Annotated in this window: 17 protein-coding genes; 5 read left to right on the top strand and 12 right to left on the bottom strand. The window is 70.5% G+C overall.

Annotated elements, in window-relative coordinates:
* The first annotated feature begins 49 nt into the window (after positions 1–49).
* Positions 50–3,382 (top strand): putative bifunctional diguanylate cyclase/phosphodiesterase, encoded by a 3,333-nt coding sequence (locus AC07VX_RS19810; RefSeq protein ID WP_493166344.1) that lies wholly within the window; start codon positions 50–52, stop codon positions 3,380–3,382.
* Here AC07VX_RS19810 and AC07VX_RS19805 read toward each other — a convergent pair.
* The 6 genes from AC07VX_RS19805 to AC07VX_RS19780 all read right to left on the bottom strand — a co-directional run bounded on the left by AC07VX_RS19805 (position 3,368) and on the right by AC07VX_RS19780 (position 10,764).
* Positions 3,368–5,452 (bottom strand): PAS domain S-box protein, encoded by a 2,085-nt coding sequence (locus tag AC07VX_RS19805; RefSeq protein WP_493166345.1) that lies wholly within the window; start codon positions 5,450–5,452, stop codon positions 3,368–3,370. The genes AC07VX_RS19810 and AC07VX_RS19805 overlap by 15 nt on opposite strands.
* Positions 5,453–6,199 carry a winged helix-turn-helix domain-containing protein gene (locus AC07VX_RS19800; RefSeq protein ID WP_493166346.1) on the bottom strand — a complete coding sequence of 249 codons (747 nt, stop codon included), beginning with the start codon at positions 6,197–6,199 and terminating at the stop codon, positions 5,453–5,455.
* 67 nt (positions 6,200–6,266) lie between these two features.
* Positions 6,267–8,792, bottom strand: a complete 2,526-nt coding sequence (locus AC07VX_RS19795; RefSeq protein ID WP_493166347.1) for an ATP-binding protein — start codon at positions 8,790–8,792, stop codon at positions 6,267–6,269.
* Positions 8,793–8,795: 3 nt separating this feature from the next.
* Positions 8,796–9,590, bottom strand: coding sequence for an ABC transporter substrate-binding protein (locus AC07VX_RS19790; protein ID WP_493166348.1), 795 nt, complete (start codon positions 9,588–9,590; stop codon positions 8,796–8,798).
* A gap of 26 nt (positions 9,591–9,616) precedes the next feature.
* The gene (locus AC07VX_RS19785; RefSeq protein ID WP_493166349.1) at positions 9,617–10,381 is read right to left on the bottom strand and encodes an HD-GYP domain-containing protein; all 765 of its coding nucleotides are present in this window, start codon (positions 10,379–10,381) and stop codon (positions 9,617–9,619) included.
* 8 nt (positions 10,382–10,389) lie between these two features.
* Positions 10,390–10,764, bottom strand: coding sequence for a response regulator transcription factor (locus AC07VX_RS19780; protein WP_493166350.1), 375 nt, complete (start codon positions 10,762–10,764; stop codon positions 10,390–10,392).
* A 406-nt stretch (positions 10,765–11,170) separates the two neighbouring features.
* On the opposite strand from AC07VX_RS19780, the gene AC07VX_RS19775 reads away from it, so the two are divergent.
* Entirely contained in the window at positions 11,171–11,647 is a 477-nt protein-coding gene (locus tag AC07VX_RS19775; RefSeq protein ID WP_493166351.1) for a chemotaxis protein CheW, read from the top strand.
* A gap of 51 nt (positions 11,648–11,698) precedes the next feature.
* Here the strand turns inward: AC07VX_RS19775 and AC07VX_RS19770 are convergent, their stop codons facing one another.
* The 3 genes from AC07VX_RS19770 to guaD all read right to left on the bottom strand — a co-directional run bounded on the left by AC07VX_RS19770 (position 11,699) and on the right by guaD (position 15,243).
* On the bottom strand, positions 11,699–11,890 hold the full coding sequence (locus tag AC07VX_RS19770; protein ID WP_493166352.1) for a hypothetical protein: 192 nt from the start codon (positions 11,888–11,890) through the stop codon (positions 11,699–11,701).
* An 11-nt stretch (positions 11,891–11,901) separates the two neighbouring features.
* Entirely contained in the window at positions 11,902–13,836 is a 1,935-nt protein-coding gene (locus AC07VX_RS19765; RefSeq protein ID WP_493166353.1) for a S9 family peptidase, read from the bottom strand.
* A gap of 96 nt (positions 13,837–13,932) precedes the next feature.
* Positions 13,933–15,243 carry a guanine deaminase gene (guaD, locus tag AC07VX_RS19760; protein ID WP_493166354.1) on the bottom strand — a complete coding sequence of 437 codons (1,311 nt, stop codon included), beginning with the start codon at positions 15,241–15,243 and terminating at the stop codon, positions 13,933–13,935.
* Between the two features lie 39 nt (positions 15,244–15,282).
* On the opposite strand from guaD, the gene xdhA reads away from it, so the two are divergent.
* Genes xdhA through AC07VX_RS19745 form a run of 3 tightly spaced genes read left to right on the top strand, consistent with a single transcriptional unit; the run spans position 15,283 to position 19,639 of the window.
* The gene (gene xdhA / locus AC07VX_RS19755; RefSeq protein WP_493166355.1) at positions 15,283–16,752 is read left to right on the top strand and encodes a xanthine dehydrogenase small subunit; all 1,470 of its coding nucleotides are present in this window, start codon (positions 15,283–15,285) and stop codon (positions 16,750–16,752) included.
* Complete coding sequence (gene xdhB / locus AC07VX_RS19750; RefSeq protein WP_493166356.1) at positions 16,749–19,067, top strand: xanthine dehydrogenase molybdopterin binding subunit; 2,319 nt, start codon at positions 16,749–16,751, stop codon at positions 19,065–19,067. The genes xdhA and xdhB overlap by 4 nt, the downstream gene beginning before the upstream one ends.
* Entirely contained in the window at positions 19,064–19,639 is a 576-nt protein-coding gene (locus AC07VX_RS19745; protein WP_493166357.1) for a peptidoglycan recognition protein family protein, read from the top strand. Before xdhB ends, AC07VX_RS19745 begins: the two co-directional genes overlap by 4 nt.
* Here the strand turns inward: AC07VX_RS19745 and AC07VX_RS19740 are convergent.
* The 3 genes from AC07VX_RS19740 to AC07VX_RS19730 are packed head-to-tail and all read right to left on the bottom strand — an operon-like array spanning position 19,636 to position 21,262.
* Positions 19,636–20,259: a response regulator transcription factor gene (locus tag AC07VX_RS19740; protein WP_493166358.1), complete on the bottom strand. Its 624-nt coding sequence runs from the start codon at positions 20,257–20,259 to the stop codon at positions 19,636–19,638. The two genes, AC07VX_RS19745 and AC07VX_RS19740, sit on opposite strands and share 4 nt — an antisense overlap.
* 34 nt (positions 20,260–20,293) lie before the next feature.
* Positions 20,294–20,914, bottom strand: coding sequence for an ATPase (locus tag AC07VX_RS19735; protein WP_493166359.1), 621 nt, complete (start codon positions 20,912–20,914; stop codon positions 20,294–20,296).
* A 3-nt stretch (positions 20,915–20,917) separates the two neighbouring features.
* On the bottom strand, positions 20,918–21,262 hold the full coding sequence (locus AC07VX_RS19730; RefSeq protein WP_493166360.1) for a type II toxin-antitoxin system prevent-host-death family antitoxin: 345 nt from the start codon (positions 21,260–21,262) through the stop codon (positions 20,918–20,920).
* Positions 21,263–21,398: the final 136 nt, after the last annotated feature.

Here is a 21,398-nt window from a genome sequence, read left to right as displayed (position 1 = left end):
ACGCCGCAAGAAAGAAAAGATGGCTGCAGCGCATCGCCGGGATCCCGGATTGAACAACACGGCCAACGACGCCACCGCCCCTTCCGGCCTGCGGCAGTTCCTCGCCACGCCACTGGCGCTGGCCCTCGTCTATGCGGCCTTCGGCATGCTGTGGATCCTGCTGTCCGACCGGTTGCTGCAATCCATCGCGCCCGACATGGCGACGCTGTCGGCCCTCGGCCAGGGCAAGGGCGTCGCCTTCGTGCTGGTCACCAGCGGACTGATCTACCTCGTGGCCGCCCGGCGGCCCGTCCGCGCCGCCGCGGCAGCGGCCGCCGAGGACCGCACCGGCGGCCTGATGTGGGTGTTCGCCGTCCTGTGCGCGGCCATCATCGTCGCCGGCCTCGTCAGCTACTCGGGCTCGGCCAGCCAGGCCTATGAGCAGCATGTCGGCCAGCTGCGCCGCGAGGCCCAGCTCAAGGCCGGCATCGTGCAGGGCTGGACGGACCGGCGCATGGACGAGGCCCGCCAGCTGGCCGCCGACCCCACGCTGCGCGCCGGCCTGCTGCGCTGGCGCCGCAGCCCCGACGACGCCGCGACCACCCAGCTGCGCCGGCAGCTGCACCTGCTGCTGGCCTCAGGCCGCTACACCGGCGCCCTGCTGGTTGGCGAGCGGGCGCAGTTGCTGATGAACGCCGACGAGGGCTCGCCGGACATCGACCGCCCCCTGGCCGACGGCGCCATCGCCGCCTACCGGCGCGGCCTGGTCGGCAGCGGCGACTTCCAGGCCATCGCGGGCGATCCGGCCAGCCTGCGCTTCGACCTCTTCATCCCCCTGCTCGGCGCCGACGGCCGCCCCGACGCCGTGCTGGTGCTGCGCACCGCGCCGCAGCGCACGCTGCTGCCCCAGCTGCTGGCGGGCTCGGCCATCGGCGCGCCCGAGACGCTGCTGCTGCGCCCTGGCACGCAGGGCCTGCTCGTCATCGGCCTGGGTGCCGGCGACACGCCGGTGATGCGGCCGAACGCCGGGCCCGGCGGCGATGCCCCCGAGCCCTCGCTCGGCGCGCTGGCGGCCAACCCGGCCCTGGCCGACACGGTGGTGGCCGGTCTGGCGCATGGCAGCGAGGCCACCACGGCCGTGGCAGTGGCGCTGCCCGGCTCCGCCTGGTACGTGGCCGTGCAGCTGCCGCGCGACATGCTGCATGGCGACGGTGCCGCGGCCGGGGCGGCGGCGCTGTCCCTCGTCAACGTGCTGGCCGTGCTCGCCACCGGGGCGGTCGTCTATGTCGCGCTGCGCCGCCGCGAGATGCACGCGGCCGCGCGCATGGCCGCCGACCACGCCGAGAAGGAGCGCGCGTGGAAGATTGCCGACGCCATCGCCAACAGCTCGACCGACGTCATCTTCGCCAAGGACATGCAGGGACGCTACCTGTTCGCCAACCGCGAGCTGTGCCGCGTGCTGGGGCACAGCGCCGACGAGCTGATCGGCTCGGATTCGCAGGGCATGTTCCCGCCCGAACAGGTGCGCCGGCTGCTCGAGGACGACGCCGGCGTGCTGCGCTCGGACAAGCCCGTCAGCATCGAGGTCCGGCTCGCCACGGCGCAAGGCGACCGCGTCTACGCCTGCACCAAGGGCCGGCTGGTGGACGGCGACGGCCGCGTCATCGGCGTCTACGGCGTCTCCAGCGACATCACCGCGCGCCGCGACCTGCAGCGGCGCATGCGCCAGTGGACGACCGCCTTCGAGGACATCCGCGATGGCGTCGTCGTCACCGACGCACTGGGCCACATCCAGTCGGTCAACGGTGCCTTCAGCCTCATCACCGGCTACTCGGCGCAGGAGGCGATCGGCGCCAGCATGAAGCTGCTGCACTCCGGCCGCCACGGCAAGGCCTTCTACGAGCAGATGTGGGCGCTGCTCAGCCAGACCGGTCACTGGCAGGGCGAGATCTGGAACCGCCGCAAGAACGGCGAGATCTACCCCGAATGGCTGACCATCCGCGCGGTGCGCGAGGAGGACGGCCCCGTGATGCAGTACGTCGGCGTGTTCACCGACGTCAGCCGCCTCAAGGACAGCGAGGCGCAGGCCGACTGGCTGTTCCACAACGACTCGCTGACCCGCCTGCCCAACCGCATGCAGCTGCAGCGCCGGCTCGAACAGGTGCTGGCGCGCGCCCGCCGCCGCGAGGCCCGGCCGGCGCTGATGGTCATCGACCTGGACGGCTTCAAGACCGTCAACGACAGCCTCGGCCACCCGGCCGGCGACGAACTGCTCGTCTGCATCGCCGAGCGGCTGCAGGCGCAGCTGCGCCACAAGGACTGCCTGGGCCGCCTTGGCGGCGACGAGTTCCTCCTCATCGTCGAGAACGGCGCCGACACCGAGGCCGTCTCCGCCATGGCGCGCGAGGTGCTGGCCACCGTGTCGGAGCCCGTCGCGCTGTCCTGCGGGCGCGACGCCTACCTCACGGCCAGCATCGGCATCAGCCTGTTCCCGGAGTCGGGCAGCCCCACCGCCGTGGAGCTGCTGCGCGATGCCGACGCGGCCATGCACCGCGCCAAGGAGCTGGGCCGCAACCGCTTCTGCTTCTACACCGTCGACATGCAGGTCATGGCCATGGCCAAGCTGGAGATGGAGGCCGCGCTGAGCCGCGCCATCGAGCGCCGCGAGCTGCTGCTGCACTACCAGCCAAAGGTGGCCGCGCAAAGCGGCGAAGTCGTCGGTGCCGAGGCGCTGCTGCGCTGGCAGCGCGGCGACGCCGGGCTTGTGCCGCCGGGCCAGTTCATCCCGCTGGCCGAGCAGAGCAGCCTGATCCTGGACATCGGCGCCTGGGTCATCGACACGGCCTGCCGGCAGATCCGCGCCTGGATGGACGCTGAGCAGCCGGTCGTGCGCATCGCCGTCAACGTGGCGGCGCGGCAGTTCGCTGCCGGCGACCTGGACGTCGTCGTCGCCGATGCGCTGCATCGCCATGGCGTGCCGGCGCGCCACCTCGAACTCGAACTGACCGAGGGCATGCTGATGAGCAACCCGCAGTTGGGCACGGCCACGCTGCAGCGCCTGCGCGACCTGGGCGTCAAGATCTCGCTGGACGACTTCGGCACCGGCTATTCCAGCCTGGCCTATCTGCACCAGTTCCCCATCGACACGCTGAAGATCGACCAGTCCTTCGTGCGCCGCATCGGCGAGGTGCCCGACGGCGAGGCGCTCGTCGATGCCGTCATCGGCCTGGCCCACCGCCTGCACCTGCGCGTGGTGGCCGAGGGCGTGGAGACGGACAGGCAGCGCGCCCACCTGCTGAGCCAGGGCTGCGACGAGATGCAGGGCTACCACTTCGGCCGCCCAGCGCCTGCCGAGGCGCTGCAAACGATGCTGGCCCGGCAGGCCGACTCAGTTCCCGCCTGACAGCGCCCGCGCGATGGCCTGGGCGAGCTCGCCCCGCGAATAGGGTTTCTGCAGCAGCTCCCAGCCGGGCGGCGCGTCCTGGTCGGCCTCCAGCAGCTCGGCCGAGAAGCCCGACATCAGCAGCACCGCCAGGCCCGGCAGGCGCTGCTGCGCCAGCGCCGCCAGCTCGGTACCGCGCATGCCGGAACCCAGCGCGATGTCGGTCAGCAGCAGGTCGAAGACGGCGTCCTGCGTCAGCAGCAGCAGTGCCTGCTCGGCGCTGGCGCAGGCGGTCACCTCGCAGCCCAGCGCGTCCAGGAACTGCCGCGCCACGGCTCGCACCTCGGTGTCGTCCTCCACCATCAGCACCTTCAGGCCCGGCGGCAGCGCGCCGGCCTCGCCCGCGGCGTCCTCGCGGGTCGGCTGCTGGCCCCAGGGCCGTGGCAGGTACAGCGAGATCGTCGTGCCCGCGCCCGGTGCCGACTCGATGGCCACCGCGCCGCGCGACTGCTTGGCGAAGCCGTAGACGGTGCTCAGCCCCAGCCCGGTGCCGCGCCCGGCCTGCTTGGTCGTAAAGAAGGGCTCGAAGGCACGCTCCTTCACCTCCTCGGGCATGCCCGAGCCGTTGTCGGCGATGGCGATGCGCAGGAAGCGCTCGTCCTGCGCGCTGGGGTCGTCGATGCCGCGCCGCACCGAGGCCGGCAGCGCGCCGGCCGGACCGGCGCTGAAGCGCAGCGAGCCGCCGTCGGGCATGGCATCGCGTGCGTTGATGGCGACGTTGAGCAGCGCCGCCTCCAGCTGGCCCGGGTCGGCCAGCACGGCCAGCGCGGCCGCGTCGGGAGAGAGCTCGACGCTGATCGCGATGCGCTGGTCCAACGTGCGGCGCAGCATGTCGGCGAGCGAATGCAGCAGCGCCCCCACGTCCACGGTGCTGGGCTGCAACACCTGGCGGCGCGAGAAGGCCAGCAGCTTGGCCGTCAGCTCGGCGCCGCGCCTTGCCGCACGCGTGGCCGCGCCAACGAGTTGCTGGCCGAACTCGTCGCCGGCCAGGGCCGGCAGTTCCTCCAGCACCTGCAGATTGCCCTGGATGACGGTCAGCAGATTGTTGAAGTCGTGGGCGATGCCGCCGGTCAGCTGGCCCACGCTCTCCAGGCGCTGCGCGTGGTTGAGCGCCTCCTCGCTCTGGGCGCGCTGCAGGCAGGTGGCCAGCAGATTGGCCAGCGACTGCAGGAAACGCGTCTCGTCGTCGCCGAAGCGGTCGGCGACGCGCGAGCGCACGCACAGCACGCCGGTCATGCGCCCGCGGTCGAACAGCGGCACCGCCAGCAGGCTGGCCATGCCGGCGTCGAGATCGGCCTGCGGCACTACGAAGCGGGTCTCCCGCGCCAGGTCGCCCACCACCAGGGGCTGGCCGTTCGCCAGCACATGGCCCGCCGACGTATCTGGGCTGTTGGGCACACGCCCCCCCAGGGGCAGGGAGGCGAAGTCACCGAAACGGCTGACGACGCGGAACTCCAGCCGGTCGGCCTCCAGCAGCAGCACGCTGGAGAACTCCGCTTCCAGCGCCTGGGCGGCCAGCTCGGGCACGCGGATCAGCAGCTGCTGCGGATCGCGCTCGTCGACGGCCATGCGGCCGAGCGCGGCCAAGTGCTCGCTGTGCCGGGCGCGCTGGAAGGCCTGCTTCACGCGCGGGTAGGCGCCGATGTCGCGGATGGCCGCCACAACGTAGGACAGGCCGTGGCTCTGCAAGGGGCTCAGCGCGATCTCGACCATCACCTCGCTGCCGTCGCGCCGCCTGGCCACCAGCTCCATCTGCGTGCCCATGGGGCGCGCGCGCGGGGCCTGGCCGTAGGCATGGCGGTAGGCGGCGTGGCGCGGCCGGATGCTGTCGGGCACCAGCGCGTCCACGGGCGTGCCGACCAGTTCCGCAGCCGCGTAGCCCAGCAACGCCGCCGCTGCCGGGTTGGCCAGCACGATCAGGCCTTGCGCGTCCACCAGCAGCAGGCCGTCCGCCGCAGCGGAGAACAGCGAGCGATAGACGCCCAGGTCGTCGACGACCGGTGGCGGCGCGGGAGCCTGGTCCTCGTTCATCTAGGCAGCCGGGCCGACCGGCGGGATGAAGATGTAGCCGGCGCCGCGCACCGACTTGATGATCTGCGGGTTCTCCGCATCGGCCTCCAGCTTCTTGCGCAGCCGGCCCACCTGCACGTCGATCGTGCGGTCGAAGGGCGCGGCCTCGCGGCCCCGCGTCTGCTCCAGCAGGAAGTCGCGCGACAGCACGCGCCCGGCATGCTGCACCAGCGTGGCCAGCAACTCGAACTCACCGGTCGTGAGCCTGACCTCGGCGCCCGCGGGGTCGTCCAGGCGGCGCGCGGCCAGGTCCAGCCGCCAGCCGAGGAAGCCCAGGCGCGAACCGGCGGCGGGCGCCGGTGCGGCGGCAACGGCCGCTGCCGCCACGGCGGGCGGCGCGGGCTCGATGCGCCTGAGCACAGCCTTGATGCGGGCCACCAACTCGCGCAGGTCGAAGGGCTTGGTGACGTAGTCGTCGGCGCCCACTTCCAGGCCCACGACCTTGTCAACCGAGTCGCCACGGCCTGTGATGATGACGAGGCCGCAGCGCCAGTGCTCGCGCAGCTGGCGGGCGATGGCGAAGCCGTCCTCGCCCGGCAGGCCAAGATCCAGCAGCACGAGTTCGGGCGGGTCGACGGGCAGTAGCTCCATCAGCGCGCGGCCGGAGTGCAGCTGGGTGGTCCGGAAACCATGGCTGGCCAGGTAGTGGGCCAGCAGCTCGGTGATGGCGGTCTCGTCGTCGACTACGGCAATGTGCTGGTGCGTCACGGCGTCGGCGCGTTGGATGCGTTAGGGGCTGACAGGCATTCTTGCACCGTTCCGGCGCAGGGCAGCGTCAGTATGACGTCAGCAGATGGGAGTCGCCGCTGGTGCGCAGCGGCAGGCGGATGCGGAAGATGGCGCCGCCCTCGGCGCGGTTCTCGGCGGTGATGGATCCGCCGTGCACCTCGACGATCTTGCGGCTGATGGCCAGGCCCAGGCCCGTGCCGCCGGAGCCGTCCTTGGTCTTGCTGGACTGCACGAAGGCCTCGAATATGGATTCCAGCTCCGTTGGCGGGATGCCGGGCCCGCGGTCGGCCACGCTGAGCGTGCACTCGTCCGACGCCGTGGCAATGGCCTGCACCTGCAGCAACCCGCCCTCGGGCGAGAACTTGATCGCGTTGGCGATGACGTTGCGGATGGCTTGGTGGATGCGCGAGGGGTCGACCTTGGCCGTGAGGGGCGCGTCGGACAGCTGCAGCGCCAATCGCAGGCCGCGCTTGGCCAGCAGCGGATCGAGCTCGCGCAGCACGCCCTGGACCAGCGTGCGCAGGTCGCAGCGCTCCAGATCGAAGGTGCCCACGGCGCTCTCGATCTTGGACACGTCCAGCAGGTCGTTCACCAGCGCCAGCATGCGCTGGCCGGAGTTGTGGATGTCGCTGAACATGCCGGCCAGTTTGGGTGTGTCGCGGCCGCGCGTGAAGCCGAGCTCCGAGAAGCCCAGGATGGCCTGCAGCGGCGTGCGCAACTCGTGGCTGATGTTGGCGACGAACTCGGACTTGGAGCGCGAGGCCTCCTCGGCTGCGTCGCGTGCCTCGCGGGTGGCGCGCTCGGCGTCGCGGAACTCGCTCACGTCCATCAACGTGCACAGGATGCCCGCCGGCCCGCTCTGGCCGCCGGGCACCAGCACCTTGGTGACCACCATGTCGCGGCGCGAACCGTCGCGGTGCACGACCTGCGTCTCGTAGCGCAGGCGGCCACCGTGCGCCATCAGCCGCGCCTCCTGCTCGGCATGCAGCCCGGCATCCGCCGGCGACAGGAAGCCGCCAACATGGGTGCCGATCACGTCCGCGCGCGGGCGGCCCACGAATTCCTCCCAGGCCTGGTTGACCATCACGTAGCGCCCACCGGCGTCGAACATGGACACGGGCTGCGGGCTGATCTCCAGCAGCAGGCCCGTGAACGCGAGCTGGTGCTGCAGTTGCTCGTCGGAGGCGACGCGCTCGCTCACGTCGACGGCGCTGCCCGCGAAACCGACGATGCGGCCCTCGCCATGCAGGGGCACAACCGCCAACAGGAAGTGGCGGGGCCGGCCGTCGGCCGCGGGAATGCAGATCTGGCCCTGGCGCACGCCGGCCCGGTCGTCCGGGCGGAACAGCGCCGCGGTGCGCTCGCGGTCGGCGGGCGCCGCCAGCTCGCAGAAGCGCCGGCCGCAGGCGGCCTCCAGCCCCGCGTCGCTGATCGCCGCCCAGCGCGCGTTGACGAAGGTGATGGCGCCGTCGACATCGGTGCGGAAGATCACCTCCTGCACGCTCTTGAGCAGCACGCTCATCTCGCGCTCGCGCAGGGCGACGCGCTCGTGGGCCCCGTCCAGCGCCTGGCGTGCCTGCTCGCGCGCATGCATCTCGCGCAGCAGCGCGGCCAGGCCACCGGCGACGGCCAGCAGCGCCAGCAGCCCCATGCCGCAGAGCCAGCGCACCCGCCCGTACCAGGCCTGCAGCACCACCGGCTCGGCCAGTTCGACGACGACCACCAGGGGCCGGGTGCGCGAGGCGCGGAAGGCCACCACCTGACGCCCCGGCTGGGCGCCGTCGCCGAGGTATTCGCCATGCTCGCGGGCCGGCAGCCAGCGCTCGAAGACCGGGTGTCCGGCGATGCGCATTCCGGGCTCCGTGGCCAGCCCGTCATTGGCGGCGATGAGCTGCCCGTCCAGGCTGCCGAGCAGGGCCACGCCGCCCTCTTCGGACAGCGCCCCCTGCTGGAAGTTGGCCAGCGCGCCGGGGTTGATAAGGGCCACCAGCAGCAGCCGCTCTCCCCCCGGGCCGCTCAGGCCGCGCAGCAGCGGCAGCATGCCCACGCCGGCTGCGCGCGGCGTGGCCGCGGCCGGCCCGAGGTCGGCGAGGCTGCGGCCCGGCAGCAGCGGCAGCAGCCGCTCCCGCCCCTCGCCCGGCAGCGGGCCGAACCGCTCCATCGACACGCGCACGCCCTGCTCGGACGGGATGGAGCTGGCCAGCACCCGGCCCTGCTCGTCCAGCACGGCGACGCCGCGCAGGAAGGGCAGGCCGTTGAGCAGGCTGCGGCCGAGCAGCGGCTGCAGCCGCGCCGGCTCGGCGGCAGTCTGGCGCGCGACGCCCTCGCCCAGCGTGCGCAGGATCAACGATGCCGACTCGACGGTGCGGGTGACGTGATCCTCCAGCGTGCGGGCGATCAGCCCGGCGCGGTCCTGCGCATTCGCCAGCACCTCGTGCCTCTCGTACTGCGCCAGCGTCGTCAGCACCGTCAGCACCACCAGCGCCAGCAGGGCCGACAGCAGCTTGGCCAGCCGACCGGCGCGACCGAGCGGCGGCCGTGCCGGCCGCGGCGCCGCAGGGACGGAGCTCATGCGTCAGCGCGCGACGACGATGTCCGCCAGGCCGTGCCGCTTGGCCGCCGCGAGCAGGCGGCCATCGCGCTTGATGGCGGCGACGAATTCGTCCAGGCGCGCGAGCCAGCGCGCGTCGCCGCGCTTGACCGCGTAGCCGTAAGGCAGCACGAAGAAGGGCTTGGGCGGCGCGACGAGACGGGCCCAGTCGGCGTTGTCCAGCAGGCGGCGGCTGTAGGGGTAGTCGGTCATGAAGACGTCCACGCGACCGGCCTCCAGCTCCTGCTCACGCGTGACCGGCGGGCGGATGACGACCATCTTGGCCTGCTTTAGCGCGTCGCGCATGACGGGCTCCATGAAGGTGCCCGCCTGCACGGCCACGAGGATGCCGGGCTGATCGATGTCGGCCCACTGCCGCACCGTGCGGCTGGCACGGTTGGTGACGCCGTAGATGTCGCTCTGCAGATAGGGCTCGGTGAAGGCCAGCTGCTCCTTGCGGCTGGCCAGAATGCCGACGGCGAACATGGCCACGTCGCAGCGACCGCCATTGAGGTCGGCGACCAACTGGGGGAAGGAGGATTCGACGTATTCCAGTGCCACGCCCAGCTCGCGGGCCAGTTCGGCCGACAGGTCGATGTCGATGCCGCCCAGCTGCTGGGTGCGCGGGTTGCGGTAGGTGACGCCGTAGTAGTCGGGCCAGATGCACACATGAAGCTTGCCGGCGGCGCGCACGCGCTCCAGCGTCTGCGCCTGGGCCGGGGCCTGGGCGGCGATCAGGAAACCGGCCAGCGTCAGCGCGAGTCCACGAATCAGTCTCATGAAGGGGCTCCCAAGGTTCGCAGAGGTCATGCCAGCTCCGCCAGCTGCTCGAAGGTGGGCGGCTTGGCGTTGATGCTTTCGCGCAGCGCCGTCATGGTCGCGACGTGGGCGACGAAGGTGTCGACAACGTGCGGATCGAAGGCTGCGCCGCGCTGCTCGCGCAGCATGGACAGGGCCACGTCGTCCGCGAAGGCCTTGCGGTAGCAGCGGTCCATGGTCAGCGCGTCGAAGAAGTCCACCACCGCCACGATGCGGCCCGACAACGGGATGGCCTCGCCCGCGAGGCCACGCGGGTAGCCGCCGCCGTCCCAGCGCTCGTGGTGGGTCAGCGCGACCTCGGCGGCCAGCTGGAACAGCGGCACGCGCGAGCGGCCGAGGATGTCGGCGCCCATCGCGGCGTGCTGGTTCATCTGCGCGCGCTCCTCAGGCGTATAGCTGCCGGGCTTCTTCAGGATGGCATCGGGGATGCCGATCTTGCCGACGTCGTGCATGGGCGCCGCGCGGCGCAGCATGCGCGCGAACCCGGCCGACTGGCCGAGCGCCAGCGCCAGCGCCTCGGCCAGATAGCCGATGCGCACCATGTGCACGCCGGTGTCGTCGTCGCGGAAGTCCGCCGCCATCGCCAGGCGCAGCAGCGCCTCGTGATGGGCACGCGTCACTTCGCGCAAGGCCTCGTTGCGCTCGTGGTACATGCGGCCCAGGTCCTGCACGATGCGCTCCATCTGTGCGGACGCGGCGTCGTCGAAGCTGCGGTCGGCGACATGCGGGTCGGCGACGCTCGCCATGCTCATCGCCATCATCAGACGGTCGCCCACAACTCGCCGATGCAGCTGATCAACTGCAGCGGACTGAATGGCTTGACGAGGTAGGTGTCCGCACCCGCCTGCAGACCCGCCTCGCGATCGCTGGCCTGGCCGCGGGCGCTCAGCATGATGACCCGCGGCGCCTCGCCGCCCACCATGCCGTCGCGCAGGCGGCGGCAGACGTCCAGCCCGTTGATCGAGCCCGGCATCATGACGTCCAGCAGCACGAGGTCGGGCTGGAACTCCCGGGCCATCAGCAAGGCGGCCTCGCCGTCCGCGGCTTCGCGGACGTCGTAGTCCTCGAACTCCAGCGTCATGCGGATCAGGCGGCGGATGTCCGCATGGTCGTCGACGATCAGGATCTTTCTCATTGCTGCGCTTTCCGCGATCAGATTGAATGATGAAGATTATCAGTTTTATCGTTTAAAGACGCCAGAGGGTGACGCGATCTTTCGTCGCCAGAGCAGGAAAAGTTCTCGTTCGGGCGCGGTGGGATGCGGCATCGGCCGCGGCCCCGGGGGATAGCGCCCCGCCAGCCTGCCGCGCCTGCGCGCCTGACAGCGCCTGGCCGGTACGGCGGCACTGTTTCATGGGCACCCCGTCACGCGCGAGTGCGGACCGACATGCGCCTGAACCGCTCTCAAACACGGCAAATTCAGCAAGACGACGCATCGCCGGCGAAAAAATTCACGAGATCACAGGCCTGAAACCGGGCCAAATGGGTCAAGCGGGCCAATCTACTATCAAATATATCACTTGATTCAAAAGCAAAGCTCCGTGACTGCCCTCTCCCTCATCGAACACCAAGCCATCGAAGCCGCCGCACCGTGCGAGGTGCTCACCTGCCGGCTCGGCGCCGAGGAATACGGCATCGACATCCTGGCCGTCCAGGAGATCCGTCGCTACGAGGCGCCCACGCGCATCGCCAACGCCGCCAGCCATCTGCTGGGCGTCATGAACCTGCGCGGCGTCATCGTGCCCATCGTGGACCTGCGCCGCCTGCTGGGCCTACCGGCCGAGAACGGCGCGAACACGGTGACGGTGGTGGTGGTCGTGGGCGGCCGCACGGTGGGCCTGGTGGTGGATTCGGTGGCCGACGTCGTGGCGCTGGCGCCGCAGCAGATCCAGCCCCGCCCGGCGCTGGGCGCCCAGGTGGACGTGGACTTCATCGTCGGCCTGGCTCAGCTCGACGCGGCGGACAGCCAGCGCCTGCTGCTGCTCGTCGACCTCGCCGCGCTGCTGCGCGATCTCTGAGCCCACGCCGGCGCTCGAAGCCGCACCGGGCCGCATGCCCAAGCGCCGCGGCTAGCGGCCGCCCAACACGCGGGCGGGCAGCATGACAATGGCGCGCAGCAGCCCGAAGGCGCCATCGACCGCGATGCCCAGCAGCCTGAAGGGCAGCGTGATCAGCCAGACCAGCGGCCACAGCAGCAGCGCCAGGAGGGCCAGTGGCCAGCAGATCACGAACAGAATGCACCAGAGCAGGAAGCTGAACATCGCCGAGCTCCTTACTTGGCCGGCGCGGTCACGCCGGGCTTGAGGTATTTGTCGAGGAACTCGACCATGCGGCGGTTGGCAACCAGCGTGTTCTTCTTCTTCGAGAAGCCGTGGCCCTCGTCGTCGAACACCAGGTAGTCCACCGGCACGCCGTTCTTCTTCACCGCCGCAACGATGTCGTCGCTCTCGGGCTTGATGACGCGCGGGTCGTTGGCACCCTGGATGACCATAAGCGGCTTCCTGATCTCATTGGCGTGGAAGAGCGGCGAGGTGGCCACCAGGAAGTCACGGTCCTTCACCGGGTCGCCCACCTCCTGGTAGAGGGCCTGTCGGAAGCTCTCCCAGTAGGGCGGAATGCTCTCCAGCGTGCGCAGCCAGTTGCTGACGCCGAAAATGTCGATGCCGACCTTGAAGGCCTCAGGGCGGAAGGCCATGGCCGACAGCACCATGTAGCCGCCATAGCTGCCGCCGACGATGCCGATGCGCTCGGGGTCGATGACGCCGGTGCCGGCCAGGAAGGTCTTGGCCTCGATGCAGTCCCACAGCGGCTCGCGGCCATGCTTGCCGTCGTCGGCCGTGAAGAAGCTCTTGCCGTAGCCCGAGCTGCCGCGGTTGTTGATGCCCAGCACGGCGTAGCCGTTGTTGGCGAAGTACTGCATCAGCGCCGAGTAGCCGCGCATGGTCTGGCCGCCGGGGCCGCCGTGCACCCAGACGATGGCCGGCACCTTGTGGGTCGGCGAGGCCTCCTTGGGCAGCAGGAAGACCGAGGGGATGACCATGCCGTCGAAGCTCTTGAAGCGGGCGATGGATGCGTCCACCAGCTCGGCGGGGTCGATGTCCTTGGACAGGCTCTGCGTCAGTTGCCGGGGCGCTGCGTTGGAACCGACATCGGCGACGAAGAGGTTGTTGGGCGAGCGGTCGCCGTTGACGTAGAAGGCCATCCGCTTGCCGCTGCGCGAGAAGGCCACGCCGCGCACCTCGCCGCCGGGCAGCTTGGGCAGCGCGATGGGCTTGCCGTCCTTGTAGAGGCGCAGCGCGATGCTGGCGTCGGCATTGACGCCGGTGACGCGGTGGCGGCCGTCCCTGGAGAAGGCGGTGTAGGCCACGTCCCAGTCCGCGCGCTCGACCTCTCGGGTGGCGCCGCTGGCGATGTCGTAGGCGACGACGCGGGTGAACTCGCCGCCGTCATTGCTCGTCATCAGCAGCTCCTTGCTGTCGGGCGTGAAATCCTGCGGCGCGTACTGGGCCACGCCGCTGTGCTTGGTGATGTGCTTGATCTCCCCGCTCTTCAGGTCGACGAGGTGCACGTCGGAATCGGCCGTCGTGTTGACCTTGGCCAGGGCCAGCCAGCGGCCGTCGCGGCTGATGTCGGCCACCTCCCAGCCGGCCTCGTTCTTGAAGACCAGCGTGCGGGCGTAGGTCTTCGCGTCGAAGCGGTAGAGGTCGAAGAAGCGCGGGTCGCGCTCGTTGGTGGTGACGTAGAAGGCCGTCTCGTCGCCGCTCCAGCCGGCGAACGACGCCTTGAGCTTGTCGCCCGGCGTCAGGTCGCGCTCGCTGCCGTCGAGCTCGCGCACATAGAGGTGGTTGAGCTCGTTGCCGGCCTGGTCGCGGGTGTAGAGGAAGCGGTCGTCGCCGGGGAAGAAGCCGACGGCGTAGTGGCTGTCGGTCTTGGAGTTCGTCAGCTGCACGGGTTTGCCGCCGCCCACCGGCATGGCATAGACGTTGAAGATGCCGGTCTCGTTGCTGTGGAAGAGGATGCGGCCCTCATCCGCCGAGAAGCTGGCACCGCCGATGTTGACGGTGGCCATGAACTGCTCGATGGTGTAGCGCTTGGCCGGCTTGGGCGCCTGGGCGGCGGCAGCCGGCTGGTTGGCGGCAACGGCAGCCTGGGGTGCACTCGCCAGCAGGGCCAGCGAGGCAACGAGGGTCAGCAGGGGGCGGCTCATGGAGTCTCCGTTGAAATGGGTGGGCAGACTCTAGCCAGCCGCGGCGCCCTCCCCATCAGGGTTGTGACGAAGCGGCGGATTCGGGGGACAGGCGGTTCAGCCGCGTTGACGGCCGGCCACATAGCAGGCGGCGAGGTTGCGCTCGTCGGCCAGCGTCATCCAGGCAAAGACGCGCTCGTGCAGCTCGCGGGCGACCGCGTCGCGGGCTTCGGCCACCGGGCCGACCGCCCAGTCCCACACGCAGATGTCGGCCGTCTGGCCGACCGACAGCCCGCCGATCTCATCCCCCAGGTGCAGAGCCTCGGCCGCGCCGCGCGTGGCAGCATGCAGGGCCGCCCAGGCCGTCAGGCGCTCGCCGCGCAGGGCCTGGACCTTGTAGGCGTCGCCCATGTTGCGGGGCAGGTTGAGGGACGTGCCGCCGCCGACGTCCGAGGCCAGGCTGACGTTGAAAGGCGCGCCCGACCAGTCGAACAGGCCGCTGCCCAAGAAAAGGTTGCTGGACGGGCAATGCGCGACTTGGGCGCCACGGTCGGCCAGCAGGCGCCTGTCGGCGGCGTCCAGCCAGATGCCGTGGGCCAGCACCGCGCGCTCATGCACCAGGCCGGCGCGCTCGTAGACGTCCAGGTAGCTGCGCGCATCGGGGAAAAGCTCCGCCACCCAGGCCACCTCGGCGCGGTTCTCGGCCACATGGGTCTGCATGTAGAGGCTGGCATCGGCCCGGCACAGGGCGCCGGCCATGGCGAGCTGCTCGGGCGTGCTGGTCGGCGCGAAGCGCACGGTGACGGCATAGGCCAAACGGCCTCTGCCGTGAAAGCGGTCGATCAGGTCGATGCAGTCCTTCTCGGCCTGCACGACGTCGTCCCGCAGCCCGTCCGGCGCGTGGCGGTCCATCAGCACCTTGCCGGTGATGAGCCGCATGCCGCGCGCCGCGGCGCCCTCGAACAGGGCCTCGGCCGACACCTTGTGCACGGTCGGGAAGACGACGGCCGCCGTCGTGCCGCTGGTCAACAGCGCGTCCAGGAAGACCTCGGCCCCGGCGCGGCTGCGGGCCGGGTCGGCAAAGGCGCGTTCGGCGGGGAAGGTGTAGCGATTGAGCCAGTCCAGCAGCTCGGTACCGTAGGAGCCGATGACCTCCAGCTGCGGGCAGTGAACGTGCGTGTCGATGAAGCCGGGCAGCACCAGCTGGCCGGCATGGTCCTTGCGCACCCAGGAATCGTCGGGTTCCGAAGCTTGACGACCCACGATGCGGCCGTCCTCGATCAGCAGCCAGTGGTCGCGGTCGAAGCGCACCGCGGGCGACTCCGTATCGCCCCAGCGCGGTGCGGCTGTGAAGTCGAGCAGATCGCCCCGCAAAGCCCATCGGCGCGGGCCTTCTTTTGACAATTTTTCCTGGTTAGTAAAACTCATGTGGCAATTCTGAACCAACAGCCCACAATCCAGAGCAGCATGAATACCCGCCCCATCCGTTTCTTCCACCGTGGCGAAGTCGTCGAGGTCGCGGACCTGCCCCCGACGACCACCGTCCTGCAGTACCTGCGAGAGCATGCCGCTTGTACCGGCACCAAGGAAGGCTGCGCCGAAGGCGACTGTGGCGCCTGCACCGTCATCCAGGGCGAGCTGGCCGCCGACGGCCGGCTGGAGCTGCGCAACGTCAACGCCTGCACCCAGTTCCTGCCGACGCTGGACGGGCGCGCACTGCTGACCGTGGAAGACATGGGCAGCACCGCGCAACTCAACCCCGCCCAGCAAGCCCTGATAGCCTGCCACGGCTCACAGTGCGGTTTCTGCACGCCCGGCTTCGTCATGAGCCTGACGGCCTGCTACGAGGCCCACCAGGCGGCCGGCACCCGACCAACGCGCCAGCAACTGGCCGATGCGCTGGCCGGCAACCTCTGCCGCTGCACCGGCTACCGGCCCATCCTGGACGCCGGCGAGCGCATGTTCGACGGCCCCGCCCGCTGCCTGGACCGCACGCCCATCGCCGCAGCCTTACAGGCCCTGGCGAGCGACGAGCCGCTGGACTACAGCCACGGCGGCGCCCGCTTCCACGCACCGCAGACGGTGCCCGACCTGGCCCTGCTGCGCGAGACCTACCCACAGGCCACGCTGCTGGCCGGCTCGACCGACGTGGGCCTGTGGGTCAACAAGCAGTTGCGCGACCTGGGCGATGTCATCTACACCGGCCGCGTGGCGGCGCTGCGCGAGATCCGGCAGGAAGACGGCAGCCTGAGGATCGGCGCCGCTGCCTCGCTGGAAGACAGCTGGGCCGCCCTTACCGCCGCCGTGCCGCGCCTGCGCGAGCTGTGGCTGCGCTTCGCCTCGCCGCCGGTGCGCCATGCCGGCACGCTGGGCGGCAACATCGCCAACGGCTCCCCCATCGGCGACGGCGCCCCGGCCCTGATCGCGCTGGGTGCCGACGTCATCCTGCGCCTCGGCACCCTGCAACGCCGCGTCAAGCTGCAGGACTTCTATCTCGACTACATGAAGAAGGACCTGCAGCCCGGCGAGTTCGTCGAAGCCATGCACGTCCCGCTGCCCTCGGCCAACTGGCGCTTCAGCGCGCACAAGATCGCCAAGCGGCATGACAGCGACATCTCGGCCGTCTGCGCCGTGCTGGCCCTGAGACTGGATGAAGGTGTCGTGCAGGAGGCCCGCTTCGCCTTCGGCGGCATGGCGGCCATCATCAAGCGCGCTTCGGCTGCCGAAGCCGCCGTCGTCGGCCAGCCCTGGACCGAAGCCGCCGCCAAGGCCGCAGCGGCAGCGCTGGCCCGGGATTTCAAGCCCATGACCGACATGCGCGCCAGCGCCGACTACCGGCTCAAGGTCGCACAGAACCTCTTCACCAAGCTGTGGCTGGAGACGACCGACGCCTTCGCCGTAGGCATCTGGCCGTCGATGCAGGAGGCCACGGCATGAACAAGCCCGAGACCCTGCACGCGCCGCAAACCGTGGTCGGCCAATCGACGCCGCACGAGTCGGCCCATCTGCACGTCAGCGGCGCTGCGCCCTACACGGACGACCTGCCCGAGCCCGCCGGCACCCTGCACGCGGCCCTGGGTCTGTCGCCCATCGCCCACGGCAAGCTGACCGGCCTCGACCTGGGGCGCATCCGCCAGATGCCCGGCGTCGTCGCCGTGCTGAGTGCCGCCGATATCCCGGCCGAGAACAACTGCGGCCCACTGCTGCACGACGACCCCATCCTGGCGGCCGGCGAGCTGCGCTACGTCGGCCAGCCGGTCTTCGCCGTCATCGCGACGAACCGCGAGTTGGCCCGCCGCGCCGCTGGCCTGGCCAGGAAGGTCATCCAGGCCGAGCCACTGCCCCCCGTGCTGACGGCCCTGGACGCCCACGCCAAGGGCCAGTACGTGCTGCCGCCCATGCACCTCACACGCGGCGAGCCCGACCAGCATCTGCCCACGGCGCCGCATCGCTTGCAAGGCCGCTGGAGCCTCGGCGGCCAGGAGCAGTTCTACCTGGAAGGCCAGATCAGCCTGGCCGTGCCGCAGGAAGGCGGCGAAGGCCTGCTGGTGCACTGCTCGACCCAGCACCCCAGCGAAATGCAGCAGCTCGTGGCCCATTGCCTGGGCTGGCAGGCCCACCGCGTGGCCGTGCAGTGCCGGCGCATGGGCGGCGGCTTCGGCGGCAAGGAATCGCAGTCGGCGCTGTTCGCCTGCGTCGCCGCCATCGCGGCGCTGAAGCTGAAGAAGCCGGTCAAGCTGCGCGTCGACCGCGACGACGACTTCCTCGTCACCGGCCGCCGCCACGGCTTCGACTACCGCTGGGACGTGGGCTTCGACGCCGACGGCCGCATCCTGGCCGCCGAGATCGACCTGGTCTCCAACGCCGGCCACAGCGCCGACCTGTCCGCGCCCGTCATGGCCCGGGCCCTCTGCCATTTCGACAATGCCTATTGGCTGCCGCACGTCGCCATGCACGGCTACTGCGCCAGGACCAACACTCAGAGCAACACCGCCTTCCGCGGCTTCGGCGGACCCCAGGGGGCCATTGCCATCGAGATGATCCTGGACGGCATCGCCCGCCAGTTAGGGCTGGACCCGGCCGAGGTGCGCCAGCGCAACTTCTACGCCGCCGGCCGGGACATGACGCCCTACGGCCAGCAGGTCGAGGAACTGCACGCCCAGGCGCTGACCGAACAGTTGCTCGCCAGCAGCCGCTACGCCGAACGCCGTGCCGAGATCGCCGCCTTCAACGCCGCCAGCGCGGTGCTCAAGAAGGGCTTGGCCTTCACGCCGGTCAAGTTCGGCATCTCCTTCAACGTCGCCCACCTGAACCAGGCCGGGGCCCTCATCCACGTCTACACCGACGGCTCGGTGCTGGTGAACCACGGCGGCACGGAAATGGGCCAGGGGCTGAACACCAAGGTCGCCCAGGTCGTTGCGCACGAGCTGGGCCTGCCCTTGCGCAGCGTGCGCTGCTCGGCCACGGACACCAGCAAAGTCGCCAACACCTCGGCCACGGCCGCGTCGACCGGCAGCGACCTGAACGGCAAGGCCGCCCAGGACGCGGCCCGCAAGATCAAGGCGCGCCTGGCCAGCTTCGTAGCAGAGCGCTTCGGCTGCTCCGCCGGGCTGATCGCCTTCGACGGAGGCCAGGTCAGCGGCGGCGGGCAGAGCATCAGCTTCAAGGACCTCGTGAGCGCGGCCTACCTCAAGCGCATCCAGCTCTGGAGCGACGGTTTCTACGCCACGCCTGGCCTGCACTGGGACAAGACCCGGCTGCAGGGCCACCCCTTCTACTACTACGCCTGGGGCGGTGCCGTCTGCGAGGCCCTGGTGGACACGCTGACGGGCGAAAGCCGCATCACCCGCACCGACATCCTGCACGACGTGGGCCAAAGCCTGAACCCGGCCATCGACATCGGCCAGATCGAGGGCGGCTTCATCCAGGGCATGGGCTGGCTGACGATGGAAGAGCTGGTCTGGCACCCCGTCACCGGCCTGCTGACGACGCACGCGCCCAGCACCTACAAGATCCCGACCGCCAACGACTGCCCGCCCGAGTTCCGCACCGAGCTCTTCGGCATCGCCAACGCCAGCGAGACCATCCACCGCAGCAAGGCCGTCGGCGAGCCGCCGCTGCTGCTGGGCTTCGCGGCCCTGCTGGCCATCAAGGACGCCTGCGCGGCCTGCGGCCCCGCGCGCAGCGACCCGCCGCTGCGCGCGCCGGCCACGGCCGAAGCGGTGCTGGCCGCCATCGACGCCGTGCGATGAGGCCAGCTGCCGCCCTGGCCCTGCTGCTGGCGCTGGTCGGCTGCGCCAGCAGGCCGCTGCAGGCACCGCAGATCGTCAGCGTCGACGCCTGGGGCGGCAGCCCGCCGACGGCGCGCGAAGAGCCCCAGCACATCAGCCGCATCACCCTCCACCACCAGGGCCAGATCTGGAAGGAAGGCACCGACCCCGAGGCCTATCTGCGCCGGCTGCAGCAGTGGTCGCGGCTGACCAGGCGCTGGGCCGACATCCCCTACCACTACGTCATCGCCCCCGATGGCCGCATCTACGCGGCGCGGCCGCTGAGCCAGGCCGGCGACACCAATACCGAGTACGACCCGCATGGCCATGCCCTCGTCATGCTGGTGGGCAACTTCGAGGAGCAGCAGCCCACGCCGGCCCAGCTGAATGCAGCCGTCGAATTGACGGCCTGGCTGGCGCGCGAGCACCACCTGGACCTGACCGCCATCGCCAGCCACAAGGACTACAGCCGCCAGACCGTCTGCCCGGGCAGGAACCTGTACGCCTATCTCGAATCGGGGTGGTTCAAGGCCGAGATCGCCAAGCGTCTCTAGCCCCGTTTCTGGGTTGCCGCGACGACGGCCTGGGTGCGCGAGCTGACGCCCAGCGCCTTCAGCACGGCAGCGACATGGTCCTTGACCGTGTCGACGCTGACACCCAGCTCGCGGGCGATGAGCTTGTTGGACAGGCCCTGTGTCAGCAGGTGCAGCACATGCTTCTGGCGCGGCGTCAGCGGCAGTTCGGCCCAGTCGGGCACGGGTGCGGCCGCTGCAGGAGGCGCGTCATCCACACGCGGCTTGAGCGGCGGGACATAGGTGCCGCCGGCCAGCACCAGATGCAGGGCCTGTACCAGCGTGTTCAGGTCGCTGCGCTCGGGCACATAGCCCATCGCGCCGGCCCCCAGAGCCTGCAGCGCGTCCTCGGTGTCGTCGCTGCCCGAGATGACGACGACGGGCAGCAGCAGGTGATCGCGGTGGATCTGCTGCATCAGCTCGAAGCCGCCATCCACACGCAGATCCAGCAGCACGAGGCGGGGCACGCCATGCTCCAGCGCCGCGAGCGCCGCGGCGACGCTGTCGACACCCTGCACCTGGGCGCCGGCGAAATGCTGCTCGATCAGGCCGGTGAGCGCGGCGCGCACCATCGGAAAACCATCGACCAGCAAGACCTTCATCACCCCTCCTCGTTGAACCGCGGCGGCATGATATTCAACGCAGGGCCGCAGCCAGCAAAGGCTTGGCCCAGGCGGGCACGCTGCGCAGCGGCGCGTGCGCAATCACACGCCCGGCCTGCATCTTCAGCAGCAGCACCGGCTGGGGCCGGCGCCCCAGCCGAGGGTCGGCCTCGAAGCTGTTGTCGTAGACGCGCAGGCTGGCCAGCTGCGGCATAAGCTTGACGAGGTTGCTGCGGCTGGCATCGAAGCGCTCGCGCACCTTGGCCTCGGGGATGTCGTGCCCGCCGGCCGCGACGCGCGCCGCGATGCGGCGCAGGTGCAGCTCGGGCGTGGCCAGGCCGGCGTACCAGACGTTCACCTCGGCGCCGCCGCGCGCGCCTTCCAGCAGCAGCCGGGCGATGCTGTTGCCGCCCAGCGTGGTCTCGAAGGCGTAGGTCAGCCCTTCGGCCAGCGCCTGCTCCACGCCGCGGCGCCCCAGCGTCCACGCCAGGCCGTTGGCTTGGCTCGCGGACAGGCCCGGCTGCTGCGCGCGCAGCCGCGCGGCCATCACGTCGGGGTTGAAGAACTCGGCGCCGCCGGCCTGGATGGCCGCGCCGCCAAGAGAGCTCTTGCCGGCACCGTTGACGCCGGCCAGCACGAAAAGTCGCGCCGGCAAGGGTCAGGCGGCCTTGCGGCGGGGCTTGGTGGCTTTCACGGCAGCCGCACCGATCGCCTCGGGCACCATCGCGAAGGCATCGGCCAGCGCGTCGCCCTGACCCTGCATGCGCGCCAGCATCGCGTCAAACTCGCCGCCCAGCGCGCCCAGGTCGGGCTCGGCCGCACGCTGCATCTCGCGGTAGCGCTCGACCGACATCAGCACGAAGGCCGGCTGGTCGTGCTTGGTGATGAGAACCGCGCCATGGGCCGCCACCGTGCGGCCGACTTTCTGGATGCCGGCCACCAGCTGCGTGGCCGACACGCTGGGCAGCTGGTCGGCAAGGGCTTGTTCGAGGACGGCGGACATGGGGTGCTCCGTGACGGCAATGCGCCTATTTTCCCTATTTTGGGAAAAATGGGAAATCAATGGCTCTTTGCCCGTTAAGTAGTGACGGGCTCACGCCATGAGCCAGTGGCCGGGCATCGTGACAGGCATACGGCGG

This window comes from Roseateles sp. GW821-FHT03B02, assembly GCF_059421025.1.
The sequence above is the reverse complement of the archived record's forward strand: the minus strand, read 5'-3'. Positions and strand labels throughout refer to the sequence as shown.